The sequence below is a fragment of the Pseudomonas sp. B21-032 genome (assembly GCF_024748965.1).
GTDB lineage: Bacteria > Pseudomonadota > Gammaproteobacteria > Pseudomonadales > Pseudomonadaceae > Aquipseudomonas.
Genome location: NZ_CP087180.1, coordinates 966,394 through 989,028 on the forward strand (window position 1 = coordinate 966,394; position 22,635 = coordinate 989,028).

At 58.7% G+C, this 22,635-nt stretch carries 26 protein-coding genes and 1 tRNA gene; 23 read left to right on the forward strand and 4 right to left on the reverse strand.

The genetic code is table 11. From position 1 onward, the window contains the following. Positions 1–1,150: 1,150 nt before the first annotated feature. The 7 genes from LOY54_RS04350 to LOY54_RS04380 all read left to right on the forward strand — a co-directional run bounded on the left by LOY54_RS04350 (position 1,151) and on the right by LOY54_RS04380 (position 5,652). Positions 1,151–1,825, forward strand: a complete 675-nt coding sequence (locus LOY54_RS04350) for a site-specific integrase (protein ID WP_258596490.1) — start codon at positions 1,151–1,153, stop codon at positions 1,823–1,825. 840 nt (positions 1,826–2,665) lie between these two features. Further along, complete coding sequence (locus tag LOY54_RS04355) at positions 2,666–2,899, forward strand: hypothetical protein (protein ID WP_258596492.1); 234 nt, start codon at positions 2,666–2,668, stop codon at positions 2,897–2,899. A gap of 196 nt (positions 2,900–3,095) precedes the next feature. After that, positions 3,096–3,503, forward strand: a complete 408-nt coding sequence (locus tag LOY54_RS04360) for a hypothetical protein (protein ID WP_258609454.1) — start codon at positions 3,096–3,098, stop codon at positions 3,501–3,503. Positions 3,504–3,688: 185 nt separating this feature from the next. After that, positions 3,689–4,315: a hypothetical protein gene (locus LOY54_RS04365; protein WP_258596496.1), complete on the forward strand. Its 627-nt coding sequence runs from the start codon at positions 3,689–3,691 to the stop codon at positions 4,313–4,315. Between the two features lie 102 nt (positions 4,316–4,417). Beyond that, positions 4,418–4,639: a hypothetical protein gene (locus LOY54_RS04370; RefSeq protein ID WP_258609456.1), complete on the forward strand. Its 222-nt coding sequence runs from the start codon at positions 4,418–4,420 to the stop codon at positions 4,637–4,639. After that, positions 4,636–4,995, forward strand: coding sequence for a hypothetical protein (locus LOY54_RS04375; RefSeq protein WP_095190026.1), 360 nt, complete (start codon positions 4,636–4,638; stop codon positions 4,993–4,995). Before LOY54_RS04370 ends, LOY54_RS04375 begins: the two co-directional genes overlap by 4 nt. Before the next feature lie 411 nt (positions 4,996–5,406). Further along, on the forward strand, positions 5,407–5,652 hold the full coding sequence (locus LOY54_RS04380; protein ID WP_258596499.1) for an RHS repeat domain-containing protein: 246 nt from the start codon (positions 5,407–5,409) through the stop codon (positions 5,650–5,652). Positions 5,653–5,773: 121 nt separating this feature from the next. Here the strand turns inward: LOY54_RS04380 and LOY54_RS04385 are convergent, their stop codons facing one another. The 3 genes from LOY54_RS04385 to LOY54_RS04395 form a co-directional block, all read right to left on the reverse strand. Then, on the reverse strand, positions 5,774–6,271 hold the full coding sequence (locus LOY54_RS04385; protein ID WP_258596501.1) for a GNAT family N-acetyltransferase: 498 nt from the start codon (positions 6,269–6,271) through the stop codon (positions 5,774–5,776). Between the two features lie 368 nt (positions 6,272–6,639). Continuing rightward, positions 6,640–7,881: a tyrosine-type recombinase/integrase gene (locus LOY54_RS04390; protein WP_258596503.1), complete on the reverse strand. Its 1,242-nt coding sequence runs from the start codon at positions 7,879–7,881 to the stop codon at positions 6,640–6,642. Positions 7,882–8,045: 164 nt separating this feature from the next. Further along, positions 8,046–8,130, reverse strand: a tRNA-Leu gene (locus LOY54_RS04395). Positions 8,131–8,238: 108 nt separating this feature from the next. On the opposite strand from LOY54_RS04395, the gene queA reads away from it, so the two are divergent. From queA to LOY54_RS04425, 6 genes are all read left to right on the forward strand, one after another. Then, a complete protein-coding gene (queA, locus tag LOY54_RS04400; RefSeq protein WP_258609458.1) occupies positions 8,239–9,288 on the forward strand; it encodes a tRNA preQ1(34) S-adenosylmethionine ribosyltransferase-isomerase QueA in 1,050 nt (349 codons plus the stop codon). Positions 9,289–9,302: 14 nt separating this feature from the next. Continuing rightward, complete coding sequence (gene tgt / locus LOY54_RS04405; protein ID WP_162195925.1) at positions 9,303–10,418, forward strand: tRNA guanosine(34) transglycosylase Tgt; 1,116 nt, start codon at positions 9,303–9,305, stop codon at positions 10,416–10,418. A gap of 47 nt (positions 10,419–10,465) precedes the next feature. After that, on the forward strand, positions 10,466–10,801 hold the full coding sequence (gene yajC / locus LOY54_RS04410; RefSeq protein ID WP_010223473.1) for a preprotein translocase subunit YajC: 336 nt from the start codon (positions 10,466–10,468) through the stop codon (positions 10,799–10,801). A 63-nt stretch (positions 10,802–10,864) separates the two neighbouring features. Further along, positions 10,865–12,730, forward strand: coding sequence for a protein translocase subunit SecD (gene secD / locus LOY54_RS04415; protein ID WP_045196186.1), 1,866 nt, complete (start codon positions 10,865–10,867; stop codon positions 12,728–12,730). Positions 12,731–12,739: 9 nt separating this feature from the next. After that, on the forward strand, positions 12,740–13,651 hold the full coding sequence (gene secF, locus LOY54_RS04420) for a protein translocase subunit SecF (protein WP_045196188.1): 912 nt from the start codon (positions 12,740–12,742) through the stop codon (positions 13,649–13,651). 120 nt (positions 13,652–13,771) lie between these two features. Beyond that, a complete protein-coding gene (locus LOY54_RS04425; RefSeq protein ID WP_258609460.1) occupies positions 13,772–14,320 on the forward strand; it encodes a glycine zipper 2TM domain-containing protein in 549 nt (182 codons plus the stop codon). Between the two features lie 126 nt (positions 14,321–14,446). On the opposite strand, the gene suhB is transcribed toward LOY54_RS04425, so the two are convergent. Beyond that, positions 14,447–15,265 carry an inositol-phosphate phosphatase gene (gene suhB / locus LOY54_RS04430; protein ID WP_010223469.1) on the reverse strand — a complete coding sequence of 273 codons (819 nt, stop codon included), beginning with the start codon at positions 15,263–15,265 and terminating at the stop codon, positions 14,447–14,449. Between the two features lie 145 nt (positions 15,266–15,410). Between suhB and trmJ the strand changes: the two genes are divergently transcribed. The 10 genes from trmJ to iscX all read left to right on the forward strand — a co-directional run bounded on the left by trmJ (position 15,411) and on the right by iscX (position 22,635). Next, complete coding sequence (gene trmJ / locus LOY54_RS04435; protein WP_093388088.1) at positions 15,411–16,169, forward strand: tRNA (cytosine(32)/uridine(32)-2'-O)-methyltransferase TrmJ; 759 nt, start codon at positions 15,411–15,413, stop codon at positions 16,167–16,169. Next, positions 16,170–16,952 (forward strand): serine O-acetyltransferase, encoded by a 783-nt coding sequence (gene cysE / locus LOY54_RS04440; protein WP_115088644.1) that lies wholly within the window; start codon positions 16,170–16,172, stop codon positions 16,950–16,952. A gap of 153 nt (positions 16,953–17,105) precedes the next feature. Next, a complete protein-coding gene (gene iscR / locus LOY54_RS04445) occupies positions 17,106–17,597 on the forward strand; it encodes a Fe-S cluster assembly transcriptional regulator IscR (RefSeq protein ID WP_258609463.1) in 492 nt (163 codons plus the stop codon). Positions 17,598–17,639: 42 nt separating this feature from the next. Beyond that, positions 17,640–18,854 (forward strand): IscS subfamily cysteine desulfurase, encoded by a 1,215-nt coding sequence (locus LOY54_RS04450; RefSeq protein ID WP_045196198.1) that lies wholly within the window; start codon positions 17,640–17,642, stop codon positions 18,852–18,854. Between the two features lie 46 nt (positions 18,855–18,900). Further along, on the forward strand, positions 18,901–19,287 hold the full coding sequence (gene iscU / locus LOY54_RS04455) for a Fe-S cluster assembly scaffold IscU (protein ID WP_002552476.1): 387 nt from the start codon (positions 18,901–18,903) through the stop codon (positions 19,285–19,287). Between the two features lie 28 nt (positions 19,288–19,315). Next, positions 19,316–19,639 (forward strand): iron-sulfur cluster assembly protein IscA, encoded by a 324-nt coding sequence (iscA, locus tag LOY54_RS04460; protein ID WP_045196204.1) that lies wholly within the window; start codon positions 19,316–19,318, stop codon positions 19,637–19,639. Between the two features lie 8 nt (positions 19,640–19,647). Continuing rightward, positions 19,648–20,169, forward strand: coding sequence for a co-chaperone HscB (hscB, locus tag LOY54_RS04465; RefSeq protein WP_045196206.1), 522 nt, complete (start codon positions 19,648–19,650; stop codon positions 20,167–20,169). A 42-nt stretch (positions 20,170–20,211) separates the two neighbouring features. Further along, positions 20,212–22,074: a Fe-S protein assembly chaperone HscA gene (hscA, locus tag LOY54_RS04470; protein WP_195885705.1), complete on the forward strand. Its 1,863-nt coding sequence runs from the start codon at positions 20,212–20,214 to the stop codon at positions 22,072–22,074. A 3-nt stretch (positions 22,075–22,077) separates the two neighbouring features. Then, on the forward strand, positions 22,078–22,419 hold the full coding sequence (gene fdx, locus LOY54_RS04475) for an ISC system 2Fe-2S type ferredoxin (protein WP_115088639.1): 342 nt from the start codon (positions 22,078–22,080) through the stop codon (positions 22,417–22,419). Positions 22,420–22,434: 15 nt separating this feature from the next. After that, positions 22,435–22,635 (forward strand): Fe-S cluster assembly protein IscX, encoded by a 201-nt coding sequence (gene iscX, locus LOY54_RS04480; protein ID WP_045196212.1) that lies wholly within the window; start codon positions 22,435–22,437, stop codon positions 22,633–22,635.

Here is a 22,635-nt window from a genome sequence, read left to right on the forward strand (position 1 = left end):
AAAAAACCGACCCTAGGGTCGGTTTCTTTTTGCGTTTGGTGCCCGAGGGAGACTGGAGTATTCCATATAATCCGCAGCCTACAGCCGGATTATATAGTTAGGGATACACGCGGGGATACAGCTTGCTTGGGCCTATGACTGCACAATCCTAGATCTGGGCATAAACGACCTGTAAACCCCGCTGTGCTTTCCTTGGAGAACCTAGCTGGTGTGGCAAGGGTTGCAGCAATAGTAGCAACCATTAATTCGTAGTGTGGGATTTGCCCCTCGTGCGGCGCTAACAGCACCGGTACAGGATAGGTGATTTCCGAGTGATACCTGATTCTCCAGCAGCGGCATGAATGTGCATCCAGTCGTCGTGTTGTGCACTTCGTAGTCGCCGTTGGGTTGAACGTTTCTGTTCACGATAAATGATTGCATTTGCTAGTCCTCGCTTCCGTGTGTCGGATCGGTAATGACTCACATTTTTAACCATGTCTGTTGTGCTGGCTGAGGTGCGCGATAACCAGCAGGGATGGAGGTTAGCTGGAGGATGGCAGAAAGCAATCAGTCGCCAAAATGCCGCCGGGGCCCCTGGGACTATCTGAAGGGCACGGGGTCGGAAACCCTCGCCGTCTTGCTAGAGGCTGGTCGGTTGACGATGGTTGACAGTTGACGAGGTTGACGGTCCCCGAGGAGATGGGTCAGTAGCCAGGAGAATAATTGATTGGGTTCACCACCCAGACGGGTGTGTTCACCCGATTCACCTGTTCACTAAGCTGGGCACCCTGGTGCTAACAAAGTCCCGCGGGTTTCCGACCCCGTATGTGTCTCATTTGCTCAGGGTCCCCCGGCTCCTGCTGGAATCTCTTCGCTGATGGTGCTCATTGCCGATGGGGGGCGGGGTGGACATCTTAAAAGACGTGTAACTGGTGTTTCAGGTGTGACGTTTATAAGCAAGTTATTGATTTTGTTGTGAAAAAACAAGGTCACACCGTTTTGTATCGCGCAGAGTGTGCGGTGTAACGATAGCGAACTGTGTAACGTCTTTAGCCCGAGTTTTCCGTGAACATTGCGAAATCACTGGTGGTAGGCTTTGCTGGAGGCCTGCTGCCAACTCTCTTTGGATTGATCCTGATTCCCGTCTAATCCTGACAGAGAGCCCACCCCTATGAATCCTCACCGTGCTGCATCCCTTCGTCCTGGACAATTCAAACACCTGATCCGCGTAGCCTCTGTCACTGGCCGCATGCCGGAGCGTGATGTGATGTTGTTGTGGCTCACGCATACCACCGGCATTCGTGTCACCGAGTTGGCTTTGCTGGAGATTGGCGACGTGCTGTATGCCAGCGGTGCTATCAAGCCCGAGGTCTACTTGCGCGCAGACATCACCAAAGGCTGTCGGCCGCGAAACGTGTATCTGACTCATGCTCGATGCCTTGCCGCGCTTGATGCGTGGTTTGGCGTGCGCGCTCGGCGCCGCTGGGGGCTTTCAGGCATAGATGAGTATCGAGGATTCCGGCCAGGCTCAAAGCTGGTCATGACACACAAAGGGCAAGCCTTTGAACTGGCATTCAAACATCGCCAGCTGGACAGCGGGCCGGAGGTGTACCAAGCCTGTGATTCATTGCAGCAAACTATCAGCAGGTTATACCGACAAGCGGGTATCAAACAGGGCTCCTCGCATAGTGGCAGGCGCTCGCTTGCTGCAAAAATCTTGGCCGCCACCGGCGATGTCGAGATAGTGCAGACCATGCTAGGGCATGCATGCTTGGATCACAGCAAGCCTTACCTAACGGTGGATATGCAGGCAGTTCGGCGTGCATTTGAACTTGCGCTGGCATAGTGATATCGACGACTCTTTTTACGTTTGAATGCCATGGATAGCAAAACGCGAGGAATCAGAGTTGAAATTAGGGAACGAAATACCAGTTGATGCTACTGCCGCTCGGGTGATTTCAGGCGGTGAGTCGTTTGAGTTCAGGGCGAATGAGACTGACCAGGACTCCGATCTACCGTTACCGATAACGGCGCCGACTAAGGCTCAGTTATTGAATCCCTCGTTCAAAGACTTCACATCCATTCGGATGGGACGGCTGGTTGTAATCGGGATTTCTGCCGACAGAAAAGCTCGATGGGTTTGTAAATGCGTATGTGGATGCTACGTACTACGCTCCACTGCTGCGATCAAGGCTGCAGCGCCTGATGCGGCATGCACACAGTGCTACCTGTTGGCCGTGGCCAAACGGAAGGATTTTGAGCGTCGTACTGGCCGAGAGTCTCATACGCGTTCCTTCTTGAAGTAGTTAATTGACGAGGAAATTACTTTGAGTAACGAGTTATTTATTGGGGACCTGGCTGAGAAAGGAGTGACTTTTCAGGCGACTCATGCAGGTCCATATGGAAGTAAATCCATCCCGCTGCCCGCCGAAGACGTTGTTGCTTACTCCCGTGATCCGGTGGAGTACACCGCTAAATATTACGGTGTGACAAAAAGTCAGTACCTCAGTTGGCATCGTTCTTCTTATTGCGTCTACTGTGCAGATGCCACAGTAGAAGGCAATCCCTGCCGAAATATTATTACAGGGGGGAATGCTATCGATTCACCCAGCAGATGGGTAGCTCTGCTAGGCGGTTACTGCCATGTTCATGAGAACGGCTTAGTTGGGTAGGAAAAATCTTCAAAATGAATGAGATGAAAAATGCAATTCGTAATATGCAGTTACCACGCATCAACAGCCTGATAAATGGGTGTTTTGAGCGCCAGTTAGATGGAGTGCCTTATGATGGGTACTACTACGGTGTGGCCTTCGGGATCATCTCCACATTGGCCGATGCGGAAATCATCAGCCTTGAAGAGTACAGAGATTTTAAGCAGCAGCTTATTGATGCCTGTGGTCGTGAACACCCGCATGTTTGACAGTTGTTAAAGTAACGGATGGGGAACAGATCCCCACAGCGCAAGCGGTCTTGCGCTGGCCTTCTGGAACGGCTTTGAAGGCGTTTCGATGGGAAAGGTCGCCCAGGAACCCCCAAGCCCCGCCGTCAAACGTGGGGCAAGGTCAGTAGTAGAGGGTCGCTTTCGCTCCCTTGGCACGATAAGAAAGGAGTCGGGTATGAATGAAGCTCTGAAAGTTTTCATTAGTTTAGTGCGTTCCCAAGATGATGCGGCCAGCTTCGGAGCGGATTACCAAGGCGAACTGCGTGAGTTTAGGGATGCAGTAAACGCTTCGGGGACTGCTATAAGTCCTCGCCTTGCTGTATTTGACAGCGTAGGGGCTACAGGCGGCCTCACGGGTGAATTCATAATTCCGATGACTCAAGCCATCGTGCCTTTTCTTACAGCTGCGGTTGTTGCATGGGTAGGCAGAAAAAATGGACGCAAGCTGCGTTTGAAGGTTGGGGATATAGAGGTTGAAGGTAACACCGAGGAGGACATCAAGCTTCTCGTCGCTAAAGCCAAAGAACTAGCCCCTGTAGTTGATCCTGACAGACAGCGAGGAGACGTTGGTAGGGACCGCTGATTCGTTCAAAGGACAATCGGCTACCGCTCCCATGGGCTTGCTGGCTGCTGCCATCCAGGGCGACAAGTCACCCCGTCCACCACCAGCTCCACGAACAACGGAAAACCACAAGCCCAGCCACGCGCTGGGTCGAGGCGTAAAGAGTGGCGCGGTGCTCGCGCCCAGGAACATGGAGAACGGCAGGCATGAACAAGCGTATCGAGCCCCGCAGTGAGCGCGACTACACCACTCGCCAGATTATTGAGCTGTTGGATCTGCGTGACTCGGCCAGCCTCGGATTCATCGAGAACGGCATGGAGCATTACATCCAGACTTCGCATTGCAGTGAGCAAGCGCTGCTCAGCTTGCCATATTGGCCGGATGCTCTCTGGACGTACCGCTACGAAACCAGTGAGTGGGTGCCTGTCTTTCGTTGGGCCAAGGCCAACACCATCAGCATTGACGAGCTGGTAGACAAGGCGCCGAACATTGATCCATTCGCTGAACGACCTGGTGTCCTGTGGTGTACTCCGAAAGGGCATCCGCGTGAGCAATTTCACCGCATCGTGACGGATGAAACCGGGGAGTACATCACCGACGACTCAGGTGATCGTTACCCACTCCCTCAGTTCGACGAAGAGGGCCACAGCGAGCATTTTTATACTCGTGTGAATAATCCTGGGATCTGCCAGTTCTGTAAGCAGCAGGTTGAAAAGCGGGTCAACTATCGCGACCCCGAGGAAGGGTGTTGCCGCAAGTACGAGATCTGCAGGCCATGCCATGACCACCAAATGGCCCTTGCCCGTGAGGCTGACGCGCGGTACGACGATTGATCGAGGAAAACTGTGGGTAGACCTTTCGAGGTTAGCAGATCAGATAAAACTAGACCTACCTTATTCCCTCGAGGGGCTAATGCGGAACATGATCACTGGCGAATGCACGACGCGGAGCGGCCCATTATTGGTCCTCGACAAGGTGCTTTCAAGGGCACAGATGATGAGCTTTTTGCTGCGTATCGGAATGCTTACAAAGATCTGAATGACATAAAAGTCGATGTGCGCTCTCCGAATGGTACTCATGTTTTGGGTGAAAACGTCACACCAGTTAAAGCTGTAGACCTAATAGAGAACTGGTTAAAGGAGGCAGGATTAAGATGACAACTACAAGTGAGATTTTATCTAAGATAAATGATGGTGTTTTTCTTGAGCTTGTCTTTCGGAAAAACACCGATTGGGATGCTGAATTAGACTCAAGGGATTCCATAGAGTTTGATACTGCATGGAGCACTAGCTATGAAAAAATAATTTCGTCGTGCCCGCCTGAAGATGTATCAATTAAGGAAATAAGAGAGGCTGCGTTCAAGAAGGTTTATCAAATAACTAAAAACTCTGATCTCGCAGCATATGTATCGGACGATCTGGGCCTGATTGCGCAGGCATTCCAGAATGGAGTTGACATTGGTTTTATTGAAAATCTTTGGAGGACTTACACGCAAGGGCGCTTCCCAAGTTAGGAGGATAAAATATATCACCAGTATGCTGACCCCCAACTTCAGTTTGGGATTCAATAATATTGGTGGCACACATGAAAGGCCGATAATTTCATTTGGTATATCGTAGTGGTCGCACAAAGATGGCATCGTGCATGTGCACTCAGTCATTAGTGGCTGGCTGACCTTTACGGCGTTATCCGAAGGAGTTGGAGTCCGGTGTGTGCTCGCTTTCAACGGCGCAGCACTTTGGACATAGCCCAGCACATTGCTGCCGACCATAGTGGTTACTGCCTGTCGACCCATTGCGACTCGGGTCGCGTGCTGCCGGAGTGTAAGCGTACGGGGAATACGTCTTGGACAGGTCAGCCCGGCATTCAATGATGCGGCAGTAGCTGGTCGATCTCACTGGCTTTTTGCGTCGGCAATCGCCTCGTGGCCTTCAAGGACTTGCGCTTCAGCTACGACACCTGGGGCAACCTCAGCGAGAAAAGCAGTGCGGCCGGAGGCATGCAACGCTTTCACTACGACAGCGAAAACCGTCTGATCCGCGCGCAAACCTGGCAGGGTACAACCTTGAGCAGCGAGGCTCGTTACCACTACGACGCCCTGGGCCGGCGCATAGGTAAATCCCCATGCATGACGTTGAAATCGCTCCCTTGGGCCTGGAAACCTTCCTGATGACGGGGTTGACCGTGCTGTTCGTCTCGGTGCTGACCTTGCGCACCCTGGAGTTGCTGCAGCGTAAGCGTCCTGGGAAGTCACATTGCGATGGCCTAGCTGCAACCCTTTTAGGGTGAGGTCACTGCTTCGTCCACACCATAGTCTGAACAGTAATATGCGGATGACTTTCCAATGGCTCCCATTCATCCAGGAAGACAAACCCCTGTTTCAAATAGAAGCTTGAGGCTCTAACGTTTTCAGGAGAGACATCCAGAAAAACGCCGTCAAAACCTCTCTCAGTGGATCGAGCCTTTACGATATCCACCAGTTCTTTTGCGATGCCAGCCCCCCGAGCTGCGGGCTCAATCCACATCCCAATCAAATTGAAGCGCTCTGACTCACTGACTGCGGCACCGACCATCCCGACGGGCCTGCCTTCTTCGAACGCCAGCCAGAACTCGGTTCCCGTAGATGAGGCTCTTTGTTTCCACTGGTCGCAGTCATAGTCAGCAGCAGTCTTGTAACTGACGCCAAACACCTCCGAACGCCATGCCTCCGGCAACACGTAGTAGGTGATGGTTGTGTGCAGGGTGTCGCCCATGCTGGATGAGCCCAAAGCCTTCTTTGAAGTGCTCATAGAACTGACCGTAAAGCGTTAACTCACTGACAGCGAGTTCAATCTCGTCTAGATCTCGCATTAGGGAGTGCACGTCCACACCCGCTATTTCGAGTCCCAAAGCTTCAATGTTCAAGTCGTCCATTAGGCTGCCCCACGCCCCGATAGCGGAGCATCAATCCAGCGTGGTGCGCAATCTGGGGACCGGGCCAGCAGGGAGGGGGTGGTCCAATGGCCGTTACACGCCGAGGCCGCGTTACACGAGGTGTACGGACATAGGGTAGAACGTGTGACGTAAAAAAATACCAATGATTTCAAGTGGTTGAGTGTTGTCGTTACACGAGTAACACGCGTAACACGGTTTTTGAGTGGGGGTAGGGTAGTCACCTTCATTGGGCTTTGTCGAACTGACCCTGGACAACGTTCCCTCGCTCTAGGGCGTCTAGGTAGTCGGCGTACCACTGCATCATTGTTATGCGGTGCTCAAGATATTGAGCCTTGTTGTACACCCCTGAAATTCCTTCCTCTTTATGGGCTAGTTGGGCTTCAACATGTTCTTTGGGCCAGCCATGCTCTCGAAGTAATGTGCTTGCAGTATGTCGAGTACCGTGGCCTACAAGCCGGCCTTTGTATCCAATGGTGGCGAAGACTTTGTTTATCGTATTTTCACTGATGGTTGGGTTTTTGGCGCCGACTCCGGGAAACAGCCAACGACTACGGCCAGTCAGGCAATGAAGTTCTTTTAAGGCTGAAACTGCTTGATGTGGTAGTGGGCACACAAAGTCTCTGCGCATCTTCATCTTTGCGGCTGGTGTCGTCCAAGTTGCTTTGTCGAGGTCGAACTCTTTCCATTCGGCTAGGCGAACCATGCCTGGTCGTGAGGCAGTCCAGATGCAAAGCCAAGCAGCGGTTCGGGCCGTCAGCCTACTTGGGGTGTTCTTCAGTGCAGTAAGAAAGTAACCTAACTCTGGTTCTAGTAAATGCGGGTGTTGTTGAGTCTTAGGGGCCTGTGCTGCGATATCCCTAAGACGGCTTCCCGGGTCGTTTTCCGTAAGGCCTAAACCGATGGCTCTCCCGAAAATCTGATTGATCCAGGTGCGGCATTTTTCCGCTACGTTGTGTGCGTCTCGGGCTTCGATAGAGGCTTGGAGTTCGGCGCAATCGGTGCGAGTGATCTCATCGAGAGGTTTGTCTCCCAAGGCAGGGAGAATGTCTTTGTCGAGATAGGTACGGATTTTATTGAGGGTGGAAGGGGCAAGACCCTTCTCTTCTTTTGCCTTGAGCCAGGCATCAGCAGCAGCTCTGAAGGTGCGTGTCTTGGCTGCATCAATGGCTGCTTTGGCGGATCGCTTCTGTTCGAGAGGATCGGCGCCGCTACTCACTACCTTGCGCAGTTCGGCAGCTTTGTCTCGTGCCAACGCACCACTTACCTCCGGATAGCCTCCAAGTCCCATCCAGGCCCAGTTGCCCGTCGGACGTTTATAGCGAAGCTGCCAGGACTTACCGCCATCAGGTTTAACCCTGAAGTAGAGGCCGCTGCCGTCCAGCTCGCGGTACTCCTTTGATTCCGGCTCCAATCCCGCAAGTGTCGTGTCAGCGAGAGGGCGGCGCTTGATGTCTGCGCGCTTCATCCTTGTATCCCAAAGTTCGGTATTTTTCTCAGGATACAAGCAGGGATACAGGGATACAACGGATAGGGGGAGACAGGGGTAGATAGATAGGCACAAAAAAACCGGCCAAGTGGCCGGTTTCTTTGGGTCTGAGAGGCTGTTAGAGACTCTCAGATACTGCTGTTTGGTGCCCCGAGGGAGACTCGAACTCCCACTCCTTTCGAAAACGGATTTTGAATCCGCCGCGTCTACCAATTCCGCCATCAGGGCTTGTGGCGGCGAAGTATAGAGAGGCGCCTACCGTTGGTCAATCAGCTTTCATGGTCAATTTTCACGGTTTCGGCTAAACTTTCCGGCCCTGTCGAACCGAACACCATCATGCGCGTCGCCGATTTCTCCTTTGAGCTTCCTGATTCCCTGATCGCTCGCCATCCGCTGGCGCAGCGCCATAGCAGCCGGCTGTTGACCCTGGACGGGCCGAGCGGGGTACTGGCGCATCGCCAGTTCACCGACCTGCTCGAGCATCTGCGCCCGGGCGATCTGATGGTGTTCAACAATACCCGGGTGATTCCGGCGCGTCTGTTCGGCCAGAAGGCCAGCGGCGGCAAGCTGGAAATCCTCGTCGAGCGCGTGCTCGACAGCCACCGGGTACTGGCCCACGTGCGTTCGAGCAAGGCGCCCAAGCCTGGCACGCAGATTCTCATCGATGGCGGTGGCGAGGCCGAGATGTTCGCCCGTCACGATGCGCTGTTCGAGCTGCGTTTTGCCGAAGAGGTGCTGCCGCTGCTTGATCGCGTTGGCCACATGCCGCTGCCGCCGTATATCGACCGTCCGGATGAAGGCGCCGACCGCGAGCGCTACCAGACGGTGTACGCCGAGCGCGCTGGCGCCGTGGCCGCGCCAACCGCCGGCCTGCACTTCGACGAAGAACTGCTGGCCAAAATCGCCGCCAAGGGTGTGGAAACCGCCTTTGTCACTCTGCATGTAGGTGCTGGTACCTTCCAGCCGGTGCGGGTCGAGCGCATCGAAGATCACCACATGCATAAAGAGTGGCTGGAGGTCAGCCAGGATGTGGTTGACGCCGTGGCTGCCTGCCGGGCCCGTGGCGGGCGCGTGGTTGCCGTGGGCACCACCAGCGTGCGTTCGCTGGAAAGCGCCGCCCGTGATGGCGAGCTCAAGGCCTTCAGTGGCGATACCGATATCTTCATCTTCCCGGGCCGGCCGTTCCATGTGGTCGATGCCCTGGTGACCAACTTCCATTTGCCTGAATCCACGCTGCTGATGCTGGTTTCGGCCTTCGCCGGTTACCCCGAGACCATGGCTGCCTACGCGGCGGCGGTCGAACACGGGTACCGCTTCTTCAGTTACGGTGATGCCATGTTCATCACCCGCAATCCGGCGCCACGCGGCCCCGAGGATCAAGCATGAGTCGCACCTGTCGTATGTCCTTCGAATTGCTCGCCACTGACGGCAAGGCCCGTCGCGGCCGCCTGACTTTCCCGCGTGGCGTGGTCGAGACCCCGGCGTTCATGCCGGTGGGCACCTATGGCACGGTCAAGGGCATGCTGCCGCGCGACATCGAGGCGATCGGCGCGCACATGATCCTCGGCAACACCTTCCACCTGTGGCTGCGCCCGGGCACCGAGGTGATCAAGGCCCACGGCGACCTGCACGACTTCATGAAGTGGCAGGGCCCGATCCTCACCGACTCCGGCGGTTTCCAGGTGTTCAGCCTGGGCGCCATGCGCAAGATCCGCGAAGAGGGCGTGACCTTCGCCTCGCCGGTCGACGGCTCCAAGGTGTTCATGGGCCCGGAAGAGTCGATGCAGGTCCAGCGTGACCTGGGCTCGGACGTGGTGATGATCTTCGACGAATGCACCCCGTACCCGGCCGATGAAGACGTCGCCCGGGTGTCCATGGAGTTGTCCCTGCGCTGGGCCCAGCGCTCGAAGAACGCCCACGGCGACAGCACTGCGGCGCTGTTCGGCATTGTTCAGGGTGGCATGCACGAGAACCTGCGCATGCGCTCGCTCGAAGGCCTGGAAAAGATCGGCTTCGACGGCCTGGCCATCGGCGGCCTGTCGGTGGGCGAGCCCAAGCACGAAATGATCAAGGTCCTGGACTACCTGCCAGGGCGGATGCCGGCTGACAAACCTCGTTACCTTATGGGGGTAGGCAAGCCGGAAGATCTCGTTGAGGGTGTGCGCCGCGGCGTCGACATGTTCGATTGCGTGATGCCCACGCGCAACGCGCGCAACGGCCATCTGTTTGTCGATACCGGCGTGCTGAAAATCCGTAACGCGTTCCATCGCCACGATGATTCGCCCCTGGACGCGACCTGCGATTGCTATACCTGCCAGAACTTCTCCCGCGCGTATCTGCATCATCTGGATAAATGCGGCGAAATGTTGGGCAGTATGTTGAATACGATCCATAACTTGCGTCATTACCAGCGCTTGATGGCTGGTTTACGCGAGGCTATTCAACAAGGTACATTGGCCGCCTTTGTCGATGCCTTTTACGCCAAGCGCGGGCTGCCTGTGCCGCCCTTGGACTGATGTTCTGTCGATCCCTAACAAGTACTGATTTGCAACTGGAGTGCTAAATGAGCTTTCTGATCCCTGCCGCATACGCGGACGCAGCTGCCCCAGCCGCCGGCCCAGCCGGTACTGGCTTCGAGTGGATTTTCCTGGTCGGTTTCCTGGTCATCTTCTACCTGATGATCTGGCGCCCGCAGGCCAAACGTGCCAAAGAGCAGAAAAACCTGCTGAGCAACCTGCAAAAAGGTGACGAAGTTGTCACCAACGGCGGTATCGCCGGCAAGATCGTCAAAGTTGCCGACGACTTCGTGGTTCTGGAAGTGTCCGACAACGTCGAGCTGAAGTTCCAGAAGGGCGCCGTAGCCGCGACCCTGCCTAAAGGCACGCTCAAAGCGATCTAAGTTTCAGTTTTTTACCAATCGACGGGGCGCGCAAGGCGCCCCGCGTCTTGAACGGGCGGCGTGATGCTGAACAAATACCCTCTGTGGAAATACGCACTGATCCTGGTGGTACTGGCGATCGGTTTTATTTATTCCGCTCCCAACCTCTACCCTGATGATCCGGCCGTTCAGGTCAGCGGTGCCAGTACTGCACTGCAGGTCACTCAGGCCGATCTGGACCGCGTGAGCAAGGCGCTCAACGAGTCCGGTATCCAGGTCAAGGCCGCGAGCCTGGGCGAGAAGGGCAAGGTTGGCCTGGTGCGCCTGAGCAAACAGGAAGATCAACTGCCAGCCAAGGATGTAGTGCGCAAGGCACTGGGCGACGACTATGTAGTAGCGCTCAACCTGGCCCCGACTACCCCGCAATGGCTGCGCAACCTGGGCGCAAGCCCGATGAAGCTGGGCCTGGACCTTTCCGGTGGTGTGCACTTCCTGCTTGAAGTGGACATGGACAAGGCCATGTCGGCGCGCCTGAAAGTCTACGAAGGCGAAGTCAAGAGCCTGCTGCGCAAAGAGCGCGTGCGCTATCGCAGCCTGCCGCAACAAGATGGCGGCATCCAGCTGGGCTTCTCCGATGACGAATCCCGCGAACAGGCCCGCAGCCTGATCCGCAAGAATTTCAACGATTTCGAGCTGACCACCACCGAGCGCAACGGTCTGTCGGTGCTGCGCCTGGCGATTACCCCGGCCAAGGTCGCGGAAATCCGTGAATACTCGATCAAGCAGAACCTGACCACGGTACGTAACCGCGTCAACGAGCTGGGTGTGGCCGAGCCACTGGTTCAGCGCCAGGGTGCCAACCGCATCGTGGTCGAGCTGCCAGGCGTGCAGGACACCGCCGAAGCCAAGCGTATTCTCGGCAAGACCGCCAACCTCGAATTCCGCCTGGGTGCTGAGCCTGGTGCCTCGAAAGCCACCACCGAAACCTTCGAGTTCCGTGAAGGCGGTCGTTCGGCTGCGGTCGAGCGTGGCCTGATCATCACCGGTGACCAGGTGACCGACGCCCAGGCCAGCTTCGACGAGCAGGGCCGTCCGCAGGTGAACATCCGTCTGGATGGTCATGGTGGCGAGCTGATGAGCCGTGCTACCCGTAGCAACGTCGGCCGCAGCATGGCGGTGATCTTCATCGAGCAGCGTCCAACCACGCGCTACGTCAAGCAGATGGTCGACGGCGTCGAGAAAGACGTTGCCGTGCAGACTTTCACCGAAGAGAAGAAGATCATCAGCCTGGCGACCATCCAGTCGCCACTGGGCAGCCAGTTCCGTATCACTGGCCTGAACGGCCAGGGCGAGTCGTCGGAACTGGCCCTGCTGCTGCGTGCTGGTGGCCTGGCGGCGCCGATGTACTTTGCTGAAGAGCGCACCATTGGTCCGAGCCTGGGTGCCGACAACATCACCAAGGGTATCGACGCATCCCTGTGGGGCATGCTGTTTGTCTCGCTGTTCATCATGGCCATCTATCGCTTCTTCGGCCTGATCGCGACCATCGCCCTGGCCGGTAACATGGTCATGCTGCTGGCGCTGATGTCGCTGCTGGGGGCAACGCTGACCCTGCCGGGTATCGCCGGTATCGTCCTGACCATGGGTATGGCGGTTGACGCCAACGTGCTGATCTTCTCGCGGATCCGCGAAGAGCTGGCCAATGGCATGTCGGTGCAACGCGCCATCCACGAAGGTTTCAACCGTGCCTACACGGCGATTGTCGACGCCAACCTGACCACCTTGCTGGTCGGCGGCATCCTCTTCGCCATGGGTACCGGCCCGGTCAAGGGCTTCGCGGTTACCATGTCCCTCGGGATTTTCACCTCGATGTTCACGGCCGTCATGGTCACCCGCGCAATGGTCAACCTGACCTGCGGCGGGCGTGATATCAAGAAGCTGTGGGTATAAGGGGCTGCCATGTTACGTACAATCAACTTCATGGGTGTGCGCAACCTTGCGTTCGGCATCACCCTGCTTCTGACCGTGCTGGCGCTGTTCAGCTGGTTCTACAAAGGCCTCAACTTTGGTCTGGACTTCACCGGCGGTACGCTCATCGAGCTGACCTACGAGCGTCCGGCCAACCTTGGCGAGGTCCGTGAAGAGCTGGTCAAGGCCGGCTTCCAGGACGCCGTGGTGCAGAGTTTCGGTGCTACCACCGACCTGCTGGTGCGTATGCCGGGCGATGATCCGCAACTGGGTAACCGCGTGTCCGAGGCGCTGCAAAAGGTCAGCACCGACAACCCGGCAGTGGTCAAGCGTGTCGAGTTCGTCGGCCCGCAGGTCGGTGAAGAGCTGCGCGACCAGGGTGGCCTGGGCATGCTTCTGGCCCTGGGCGGCATCATGATCTACCTGGCCTTCCGCTTTCAGTGGAAGTTCGCCCTGGGTGCGATCCTGTCGCTGATCCACGACGTGGTCGTGACCATGGGTATCCTCTCGTTCTTCCAGATCACCTTCGACCTGACGGTGCTGGCGGCGGTGCTGGCGATCATTGGCTACTCGCTCAACGACACCATCGTCGTATTCGACCGGGTGCGTGAGAACTTCCGGGTTCTGCGCAAGGCTTCGCTGATCGAGAACATCAACATCTCGACCACCCAGACCCTGCTGCGGACCGTGGCGACCTCGGTGTCGACCTTGCTGGCGATTGCCGCGCTGCTGTTCTTCGGTGGCGACAACCTGTGGGGCTTCTCCCTGGCGCTGTTCATCGGTGTCATGGCCGGTACCTACTCGTCGATCTACATCGCCAACGTGGTGCTGATCTGGCTGAACCTGAACAGTGAAGACCTGATCCCGACGGTGAAAGCCGAAGGTGTGGACGACCGTCCATAAGGGAATTTCCCGCACTGTTGGTCGTACAAAAGGGCGCGAGTGTTGAACTCGCGCCTTTTTTTATGCTCCAAGGCAGGGAGAAGGCGGGCAATGTTCCGCAGGTATGATCAGGAGGTTCAGGTGAACAAATCGATGCTGGTGGGTGCGGTTCTGGGTGCTGTCGGTGTAACAGCCGGAGGTGCTGTTGCCACCTACAGCCTGGTCAAGGGCGGGCCGGAATACGCCGAAGTTTTGGCGGTGCAGCCGGTCAAGCAGACGGTCAAGACACCCCGTGAAGTGTGCAAGGACGTCACTGTGACGCGTCAGGCGCCGGTCAAGGATCAACACCAGATTGCCGGTACCGTGGTCGGTGCGCTGGCAGGTGGCCTGCTGGGTAACCAGATCGGTGGCGGTACCGGCAAGAAGATTGCGACCGTGGCCGGTGCGGTCGGTGGCGGCTATGCCGGCAACAAGGTGCAGGAAGGCATGCAGGAGCGTGATACCTACATCACCACGCAAACCCGCTGCAACACGGTCAACGACCTGAGCGAGAAGGTGGTCGGCTATGATGTGAAGTACTCGATCGGCGACAAGGTCGGTCAAGTGCGCATGGAGCGTGACCCGGGTTCGCAAATTCCGCTGGATAAAGAAGGCAAGCTGGTACTGAGCCAGGCCCAGGCTGGCCAGTAATCTACTGTAGGAGCGGGCTTGCCCCGCGATGCGGTGTAACGGTTAGATCGCTATCGCGGGGCAAGCCCGCTCCTACACGCCAAAAAAAAGCACCCCGAAGGGTGCTTTTTTTGTGCTCGATCGTACTTAGCGTTTGATCGAAGCAGGCAGGTGCGGCTGGATGGCAGTCAGAACGGCCTTGAAGCACTTGGTGTTACCGGCAACGATGTGACCCTTCTCGAGGAAGTCGTGGCCACCGGTGAAGTCGCTCACCAGGCCGCCGGCTTCCTGGATCAGCAGGGCGCCTGCAGCCATGTCCCATTCCGACAGGCCCGATTCCCAGAAGGCATCGAAACGACCGGCGGCAACGTAGGCCAGGTCCAGGCTGGCAGCACCGGCGCGGCGGATGCCGGCGGTCTGGCCAACCAGGGCGCGGAACATGCCCAGGTAGTTGTCCAGGTCAGCCATCTGGTTGTCGCGGAACGGGAAGCCGGTACCCAGCAGGGCACCTTCCAGGCTGGTGCGAGGGCTGACGCGCAGGCGGCGGCCGTTCAGCTGGGCGCCACGGCCACGGCTGGCGGTGAATTCTTCCTGGCGGACAGGGTCCAGCACCACGGCGTGCTCAAGGCGGCCACGGTATTTGCAGGCAATGCTGACAGCAAAGTGCGGAACGCCACGCAGGAAGTTGGTGGTGCCATCCAGTGGGTCGATGATCCACAGGTAGTCCTTGCCTTCTTCGCCGCTACCGGCATGCAGGCCGGTCTCTTCGCCGTAGATGGAGTGGTTCGGGTAGGCCTTGCGCAGGGCATCGATGATTTTCTGCTCTGCGGCGCGATCGACTTCGGAGACGTAATCCTTGGCGTCTTTTTCATCAACCTTGATGCTATCCAGGCGCTCGATGGAGCGGAAAATCAATTCACTGGCGCTGCGGGCGGCGCGCAGCGCGATATTCAGCATGGGCTGCATGGACGTTTCACCTGGGTCGTTAAAGAAAGCCGAACATTCTAGCAGAAAACTTTGCGCGAAGAAGGGTGACATTTGCTTTCGTAGCGTAAAGTCGGTCGCTTCTGTAAGATTTGCTCCCCCTTCGCAACGTCTGTGAGCGCTCGCCTTGCTGCAAAATATTCGTGTTGTTCTGGTCAATACCAGCCACCCCGGCAATATCGGCGGCGCTGCGCGTGCCATGAAAAACATGGGCTTGTCGCGCTTGGTGCTGGTCGATCCGCAGCATTTTCCCTCGCCCGAGGCGGATGCCCGTGCGTCGGGTGCCGATGATGTGCTGGGCGGCGCACAAGTGGTCGCCACCCTTGAAGAGGCGCTGGTCGGCTGCAACCTGGTGTTCGGTACCAGTGCCCGCGAGCGCCGCATCCCCTGGCCGCTGGTCGACCCGCGCGAGTGCGCCAGCAAGGTCATCGAGCATGCCGTTCAGGGCGAAGAGATTGCCCTGGTGTTCGGCCGTGAGCACGCCGGCCTGACCAACGAAGAGCTGCAGCGTTGCCATTTCCATGTGCACATCCCCTCGAACCCGGACTTCAGCTCGCTGAACCTCGGCGCCGCAGTGCAGGTGCTGGCCTATGAGGTGCGCATGGCCTGGCTGGCGCAGGAAGGGCAGGCGTCGCCGGTGGAAGTAGTCGACAGCAGCGAGCTGGCGACCATGGATGAAATGGAGCTGTTCTACCAGCACCTGGAAAAGACCCTGGTCGATATCGGCTTTCTCGACCCGCTCAAGCCTAGGCACCTGATGCCGCGCCTGCGTCGCCTGTACGGGCGCAGCTCGGTGGATCGTTCGGAAATGAGTATTTTGCGCGGCATTCTCACCGAAACCCAGAAAGCGGCCCGTGGCGAGCCGCATAAGCGCAAGGATCAATAGATGTTCGAGCGTCTGCGTGAAGATATCCAGAGCGTTTTCCACCGCGACCCGGCGGCGCGCAATGCCTTTGAAGTGCTGACCTGCTACCCCGGCATGCACGCGATCTGGCTGCATCGCGCGGCGCACGCCTTGTGGCGACGGGACTGGAAGTGGCTGGCGCGGCTGGTGTCGAACTTCGGCCGCTGGCTGACCGGGATCGAGATTCACCCTGGTGCCAAGGTGGGACGGCGCTTCTTCATTGACCACGGCATGGGCATCGTCATCGGCGAAACCGCCGAGATCGGCGACGACGTCACTCTGTACCAGGGCGTGACCCTGGGCGGCACCACCTGGAACAAGGGCAAGCGCCACCCGACCCTTGAGGACGGCGTGGTCGTCGGTGCCGGGGCCAAGGTGCTGGGGCCGTTCACCGTCGGCGCCGGGGCCAAGATCGGTTCCAACGCGGTGGTCACCAAGGCGGTACCGGCCGGCGCGACTGCGGTGGGTATCCCCGGGCGGATCATCGTCAAGACCGATGCCGAGGTCGAGGCCCGGCGCAAGGCCATGGCCGAGAAGATCGGCTTCGATGCCTATGGCGTCAGCGAAGACATGCCCGACCCGGTGGCCCGCGCCATTGGTCAGTTGCTTGACCACCTGCAGGCGGTCGACGGGCGCCTGGAAGACATGTGCGGCGCGCTTAAGAATCTTGGCAGCGACTACTGCGCCAAGGAGCTGCCGGCACTGCGTGAAGAGGACTTCGCCGAGATCAAGGATGAGGCCCGCAGCGACGCGTCGACGCATTGACAGAAGGGGCGTGCGCAAGCGCCCCTTAGTTTGCTATCATTCCGCCGCCCTCTTGCGGTAAACCCGACTAAAGCACTAGGTCTTATAGTTGACTTAAATGCTCGGGAATAGCATACTCGCTCCCATCCCGTAACCCCGTGGTACCTACTAGCCATGCGACTGACTACAAAAGGCCGATACGCCGTGACCGCCATGCTCGACCTGGCGTTGCACGCGCAGAATGGGCCGGTGTCTCTGGCCGACATTTCCGAGCGCCAAGGCATTTCCCTCTCTTATCTGGAGCAGCTGTTTGCAAAGCTGCGCCGCAGCAGCCTGGTTTCCAGTGTGCGCGGCCCTGGCGGCGGCTACCAGCTGTCGCGAAGCATGGAGAGCATTCAGGTCGCCCAGGTCATCGACGCGGTCAACGAATCGGTCGATGCCACGCGCTGCCAGGGGCTGGGTGATTGCCACGCCGGCGACACCTGCCTGACCCACCACCTGTGGTGCGACCTCAGCCAGCAGATTCACGAATTCCTCAGCGGCATCAGCCTGGCTGACCTTGTCACTCGCCGTGAGGTACAAGAAGTCGCCCAGCGCCAGGACCTGCGTCGTATCGCAGGCCGGGCACCGCAGATGGACAAGATTGAGACGTCCGCCGTCGAATGACCGTTTCGACGCGCGGCGCGACCGCCTGATAGGAGATATTCAATGAAGTTGCCGATCTACCTCGATTACTCCGCGACCACCCCGGTCGATCCACGCGTTGCCCAGAAGATGAGCGACTGCCTGCTGGTCGACGGGAACTTCGGTAACCCGGCGTCGCGCTCCCACGTCTTTGGCTGGAAAGCCGAAGAAGCGGTCGAGAACGCCCGTCGCCAGGTCGCCGACCTGGTCAATGCCGACCCGCGTGAAATTGTCTGGACCAGCGGTGCCACCGAGTCCGACAACCTGGCAATCAAGGGCGTCGCGCACTTCTACAGCACCAAGGGCAAGCACCTGATCACCTCCAAGATCGAGCACAAGGCTGTCCTGGACAGCACTCGTCAGCTGGAGCGTGAAGGCTTTGAAGTGACCTACATCGAGCCAGGCGCCGATGGCCTGATCACCCCGGCCATGGTTGAAGCTGCCCTGCGTGAAGACACCATTCTGGTGTCGATCATGCACGTGAACAACGAAATCGGCACCATCAACGACATCGCCGCCATTGGCGAGCTGACCCGCGCCCGCGGCGTCATGTTCCACGTCGATGCCGCGCAGTCCACCGGCAAGGTCGAGATCGACCTGCAAAAGCTCAAGGTCGACCTGATGTCGTTCTCGGCGCACAAGACCTATGGCCCTAAAGGCATTGGCGCGCTGTACGTCAGCCGCAAGCCTCGCGTGCGCCTGGAAGCCACCATGCACGGCGGCGGTCACGAGCGCGGCATGCGTTCGGGCACCCTGGCCACCCACCAGATCGTCGGCATGGGCGAAGCCTTCGCCATCGCCAAAGAGCTGATGGCCAGCGAGAACCTGCGCATCAAGGCCCTGAGCGACCGCTTCTACAAGCAGGTTGAAGGCCTCGAAGAGCTGTACATCAACGGCAGCATGACCGCGCGCATTCCGCACAACCTGAACCTGAGCTTCAACTACGTCGAAGGCGAGTCGCTGATCATGGCGCTCAAGGACCTGGCCGTTTCGTCCGGCTCGGCCTGTACTTCGGCTTCGCTCGAGCCGTCCTACGTGCTGCGTGCCCTGGGCCGCAACGACGAACTGGCACACAGCTCGATCCGCTTTACCTTCGGTCGCTTCACCACCGAAGAAGAAATCGACTACGCCGCGCAGAAGGTTTGCGAGGCCGTAACCAAGCTGCGCGAATTGTCGCCGCTGTGGGATATGTACAAAGACGGCGTCGACATCTCCAAGATCGAGTGGGCTGCGCACTAAGTAGTCGCCGGCAAGAGCGGCTCTCTGATGAGGAAGGAATTGCACCATGGCATACAGTGAAAAGGTCATCGACCACTACGAAAACCCGCGTAACGTCGGCAAGATGAATGCCGAGGACCCGGATGTCGGCACCGGCATGGTCGGCGCTCCGGCGTGCGGCGACGTCATGCGCCTGCAGATCAAGGTCAACGAGCAGGGCGTTATCGAAGACGCCAAGTTCAAGACCTACGGCTGCGGTTCGGCCATCGCTTCCAGCTCCCTCGCTACCGAGTGGATGAAGGGCAAGACCCTGGACGAAGCGGAAACCATCAAGAACACCCAGCTGGCCGAAGAACTGGCGCTGCCGCCGGTTAAAATCCACTGCTCGGTACTCGCCGAGGACGCCATCAAGGCGGCCGTGCGCGATTACAAGCAGAAGAAAGGTTTGCTCTAAGGTCGCCTGTTGCAGGTAAGGAGTCTCGATGGCTATCAGCATGACAGAAGCCGCCGCCAAACATGTGCGGCGCTCCCTCGACGGACGCGGCAAGGGTGAAGGTATTCGCCTTGGCGTGCGCACCACTGGCTGCTCGGGCCTGGCCTATGTGCTGGAGTTCGTCGATGAAGTAACCTCCGATGACCAGGTCTTCGAAAGCCATGGCGAAAAGGTCATCATCGATCCGAAAAGCCTGACGTACCTCGACGGTACCGAGCTGGATTTCGTCAAGGAAGGGTTGAACGAAGGCTTCAAGTTCAACAACCCCAACGTGCGCGGTGAGTGTGGCTGCGGCGAAAGCTTCAACGTCTGAGGCTGCGCGTGGGTACTCCTTGTCATTTCGCCCTGTTTGACCTGCAACCTGGCTTCCGTCTGGACCTCGACAAGCTGGCTGTTCGCTATCGCGAGCTGGCCCGTGAGGTCCATCCGGATCGCTTCGCCGATGCCTCCGAACGTGAACAGCGCATTGCGCTGGAGCGTTCGGCTGCGCTGAACGAGGCCTACCAGACTCTCAAGAGCGCGCCCCGGCGTGCCCGCTACCTGTTGGCGATCGGCGGCCATGAAGTGCCGCAGGAAGTCACCGTCCATGATCCCGAGTTCCTGCTGCAGCAGATGCAGCTGCGTGAAGAGCTCGAAGACCTCCAGGACAGTGCCGACCTCGATGGCGTGGCCGTCTTCAAGCGTCGCTTGAAAGCCGCCCAGGAAGCACTCAACGAGGACTTCGCCGCCTGCTGGGATGATCCTGCGCAGCGTGAGCAGGCCGAGCGCCTGATGCGCCGCATGCAGTTTCTCGACAAGCTCGCCTACGAAGTGCGCCAGCTGGAAGAGCGCCTCGACGATTAACCCGGCGCTGCTTCTGGCGGCGCCCCTGGTATTCAGATAAGCATGGCCCTACTGCAGATCGCCGAACCCGGTCAGAGCCCCCAGCCGCACCAGCGTCGCCTGGCGGTGGGTATTGACCTTGGTACCACCAATTCCCTGGTTGCTGCCCTGCGCAGCGGCCGCAGCGAGCCCCTGCCCGATGCCCAAGGCCGGGTGATCCTGCCGTCCGCAGTGCGCTATCACGCTGACCACATCGATGTCGGCCAGAGCGCCCGCGACGCCGCCTCCAGCGACCCGCTCAACACCGTGCTGTCGGTCAAGCGCCTGATGGGCCGTGGCCTGGCAGACGTCAAGCAATTGGGTGAGCAACTGCCGTACCGCTTTGTCGGTGGCGAGTCGCACATGCCGTTCATCGACACCGTCCAGGGCCCGAAAAGCCCGGTGGAAGTCTCGGCCGACATCCTCAAGGTGCTGCGCCAGCGCGCCGAAGAGACCCTCGGCGGCGAACTGGTTGGCGCGGTGATCACTGTGCCGGCGTATTTCGACGACGCCCAGCGCCAGGCCACCAAGGACGCCGCGCGTCTGGCCGGCCTGAACGTGTTGCGCCTGCTCAACGAGCCGACCGCGGCGGCCGTGGCCTATGGCCTGGACCAGAATGCCGAAGGCCTGGTGGCCATCTATGACCTGGGTGGCGGTACTTTCGATATCTCGATCCTGCGCCTGACCGGCGGTGTCTTTGAAGTGCTGGCCACCGGTGGCGACAGCGCCCTGGGCGGCGACGACTTCGACCACGCCATCGCCAGCTGGATTGTCGAGCAGGCCGGCCTGTCCTCGGACCTCGATCCGGGTGCCCAGCGCCAGCTGCTGCAGACCGCCTGCGCAGCCAAAGAGGCCCTGACCAATGCTGATGTGGTCACGGTCGCCTATGGCAACTGGCAGGCAGAGCTGACCCGCAGTGCCTTCGATGCCCTGATCGAGCCCATGGTCGCCCGCAGCCTCAAGGCCTGCCGCCGCGCCGTGCGTGACAGCGGCGTCGAGCTCGAAGAAGTTGCCGCAGTGGTCATGGTCGGTGGTTCGACCCGCGTGCCGCGTGTGCGCGAGGCCGTCGGCACGTTGTTTGGGCGTACCCCGCTGACCGAAATCGACCCGGACCAGGTAGTCGCCATCGGCGCCGCCATCCAGGCCGATACCCTGGCTGGCAACCGCCGTGATGGTGGCGAATTGCTGCTGCTGGACGTGATTCCGTTGTCCCTGGGTCTGGAAACCATGGGTGGGCTGATGGAGAAGGTGATTCCGCGCAACACCACCATCCCGGTTGCCCGCGCCCAGGAGTTCACCACCTACAAAGATGGCCAGTCGGCCATGATGATTCATGTGCTGCAGGGCGAGCGCGAACTGATCAGTGACTGCCGCTCCCTGGCGCGCTTCGAACTGCGTGGCATCCCGGCGATGGTTGCCGGTGCGGCGAAGATCCGCGTGACCTTCCAGGTCGATGCCGACGGCCTGCTCAGCGTTTCGGCGCGCGAGCTGGGCTCGGGTGTCGAATCGAGCATCCAGGTCAAGCCGTCCTACGGCCTGACCGACGGCGAAATCGCCCGTATGCTCAAGGACTCCTTCGAGCATGCCGGTTTCGACAAGGTGGCGCGCCAGCTGCGCGAGCACCAGGTCGACGCCGAGCGCCTGCTCGAAGCGGTACAGGGCGCCCTGGACGCCGATGGCGAGCGCCTGCTGGACGCCGAAGAGCGCCTGGCAATCGAGCAACAGATGCAAGACTTGCGTGATTTGATCAACGGCACCGATGGCGCGGCCATCGAGCAACAGACCAAGCGTCTGTCGCAGGTGACCGATGCCTTTGCCGCCCGTCGCCTTGATTCGACGGTAAAAGCCGCTTTGGCCGGGCGCAACCTGAATGAGATCGAGGAATAACTGATGCCGCAGGTGATTTTTCTGCCCCACGAGAAGTTCTGCCCGGAAGGGCTGGTGGTGGAGGTGGCGCCGGGAACCAACATCCTGGAACTGGCCCACGAGCACCACATCGAGATGGAAAGCGCCTGTGGCGGCGTGTGTGCCTGCACCACCTGCCACTGCATCGTGCGTGAAGGCTTCGATTCGCTGGAAGAAGCCGACGAGCTCGAAGAAGACATGCTCGACAAGGCCTGGGGCCTGGAGCGTCAGTCGCGCCTGGCGTGCCAGGTGATCGTTGGTGAGGAAGACCTGACCATCGAAATTCCGAAGTACACGATCAACCTGGCCGCCGAAGCGCCGCACTGATTCAGGGAGCCAATCATGAGTCTGAAATGGGTTGATGTACTTGAAATTGCAATCCAGCTTGCCGAAAGCAAGCCGGAAGTCGATCCTCGTTATGTGAACTTCGTCGATCTGCACCGTTGGGTGCTGGCATTGCCGGAATTCAGTGACGATCCGACCCGTGGCGGCGAGAAGGTTCTCGAAGCCATCCAGGCGGCCTGGATCGAAGAAGCCGACTGA

What these genes read in the sequence shown, in the direction of transcription:
- LOY54_RS04350 (WP_258596490.1), top strand. Translation starts at nt 1,151, where the DNA reads ATGAATCCTCACCGTGCTGCATCCCTTCGTCCTGGACAATTCAAACAC.
- LOY54_RS04355 (WP_258596492.1), top strand. Translation starts at nt 2,666, where the DNA reads ATGAATGAGATGAAAAATGCAATTCGTAATATGCAGTTACCACGCATC.
- LOY54_RS04360 (WP_258609454.1), top strand. Translation starts at nt 3,096, where the DNA reads ATGAATGAAGCTCTGAAAGTTTTCATTAGTTTAGTGCGTTCCCAAGAT.
- LOY54_RS04365 (WP_258596496.1), top strand. Translation starts at nt 3,689, where the DNA reads ATGAACAAGCGTATCGAGCCCCGCAGTGAGCGCGACTACACCACTCGC.
- LOY54_RS04370 (WP_258609456.1), top strand. Translation starts at nt 4,418, where the DNA reads ATGCACGACGCGGAGCGGCCCATTATTGGTCCTCGACAAGGTGCTTTC.
- LOY54_RS04375 (WP_095190026.1), top strand. Translation starts at nt 4,636, where the DNA reads ATGACAACTACAAGTGAGATTTTATCTAAGATAAATGATGGTGTTTTT.
- LOY54_RS04385 (WP_258596501.1), bottom strand. Translation starts at nt 6,271, where the DNA reads ATGAGCACTTCAAAGAAGGCTTTGGGCTCATCCAGCATGGGCGACACC.
- LOY54_RS04390 (WP_258596503.1), bottom strand. Translation starts at nt 7,881, where the DNA reads ATGAAGCGCGCAGACATCAAGCGCCGCCCTCTCGCTGACACGACACTT.
- queA (WP_258609458.1), top strand. Translation starts at nt 8,239, where the DNA reads ATGCGCGTCGCCGATTTCTCCTTTGAGCTTCCTGATTCCCTGATCGCT.
- tgt (WP_162195925.1), top strand. Translation starts at nt 9,303, where the DNA reads ATGTCCTTCGAATTGCTCGCCACTGACGGCAAGGCCCGTCGCGGCCGC.
- yajC (WP_010223473.1), top strand. Translation starts at nt 10,466, where the DNA reads ATGAGCTTTCTGATCCCTGCCGCATACGCGGACGCAGCTGCCCCAGCC.
- secD (WP_045196186.1), top strand. Translation starts at nt 10,865, where the DNA reads ATGCTGAACAAATACCCTCTGTGGAAATACGCACTGATCCTGGTGGTA.
- secF (WP_045196188.1), top strand. Translation starts at nt 12,740, where the DNA reads ATGTTACGTACAATCAACTTCATGGGTGTGCGCAACCTTGCGTTCGGC.
- suhB (WP_010223469.1), bottom strand. Translation starts at nt 15,265, where the DNA reads ATGCAGCCCATGCTGAATATCGCGCTGCGCGCCGCCCGCAGCGCCAGT.
- cysE (WP_115088644.1), top strand. Translation starts at nt 16,170, where the DNA reads ATGTTCGAGCGTCTGCGTGAAGATATCCAGAGCGTTTTCCACCGCGAC.
- iscR (WP_258609463.1), top strand. Translation starts at nt 17,106, where the DNA reads ATGCGACTGACTACAAAAGGCCGATACGCCGTGACCGCCATGCTCGAC.
- LOY54_RS04450 (WP_045196198.1), top strand. Translation starts at nt 17,640, where the DNA reads ATGAAGTTGCCGATCTACCTCGATTACTCCGCGACCACCCCGGTCGAT.
- iscU (WP_002552476.1), top strand. Translation starts at nt 18,901, where the DNA reads ATGGCATACAGTGAAAAGGTCATCGACCACTACGAAAACCCGCGTAAC.
- iscA (WP_045196204.1), top strand. Translation starts at nt 19,316, where the DNA reads ATGGCTATCAGCATGACAGAAGCCGCCGCCAAACATGTGCGGCGCTCC.
- hscA (WP_195885705.1), top strand. Translation starts at nt 20,212, where the DNA reads ATGGCCCTACTGCAGATCGCCGAACCCGGTCAGAGCCCCCAGCCGCAC.
- fdx (WP_115088639.1), top strand. Translation starts at nt 22,078, where the DNA reads ATGCCGCAGGTGATTTTTCTGCCCCACGAGAAGTTCTGCCCGGAAGGG.
- iscX (WP_045196212.1), top strand. Translation starts at nt 22,435, where the DNA reads ATGAGTCTGAAATGGGTTGATGTACTTGAAATTGCAATCCAGCTTGCC.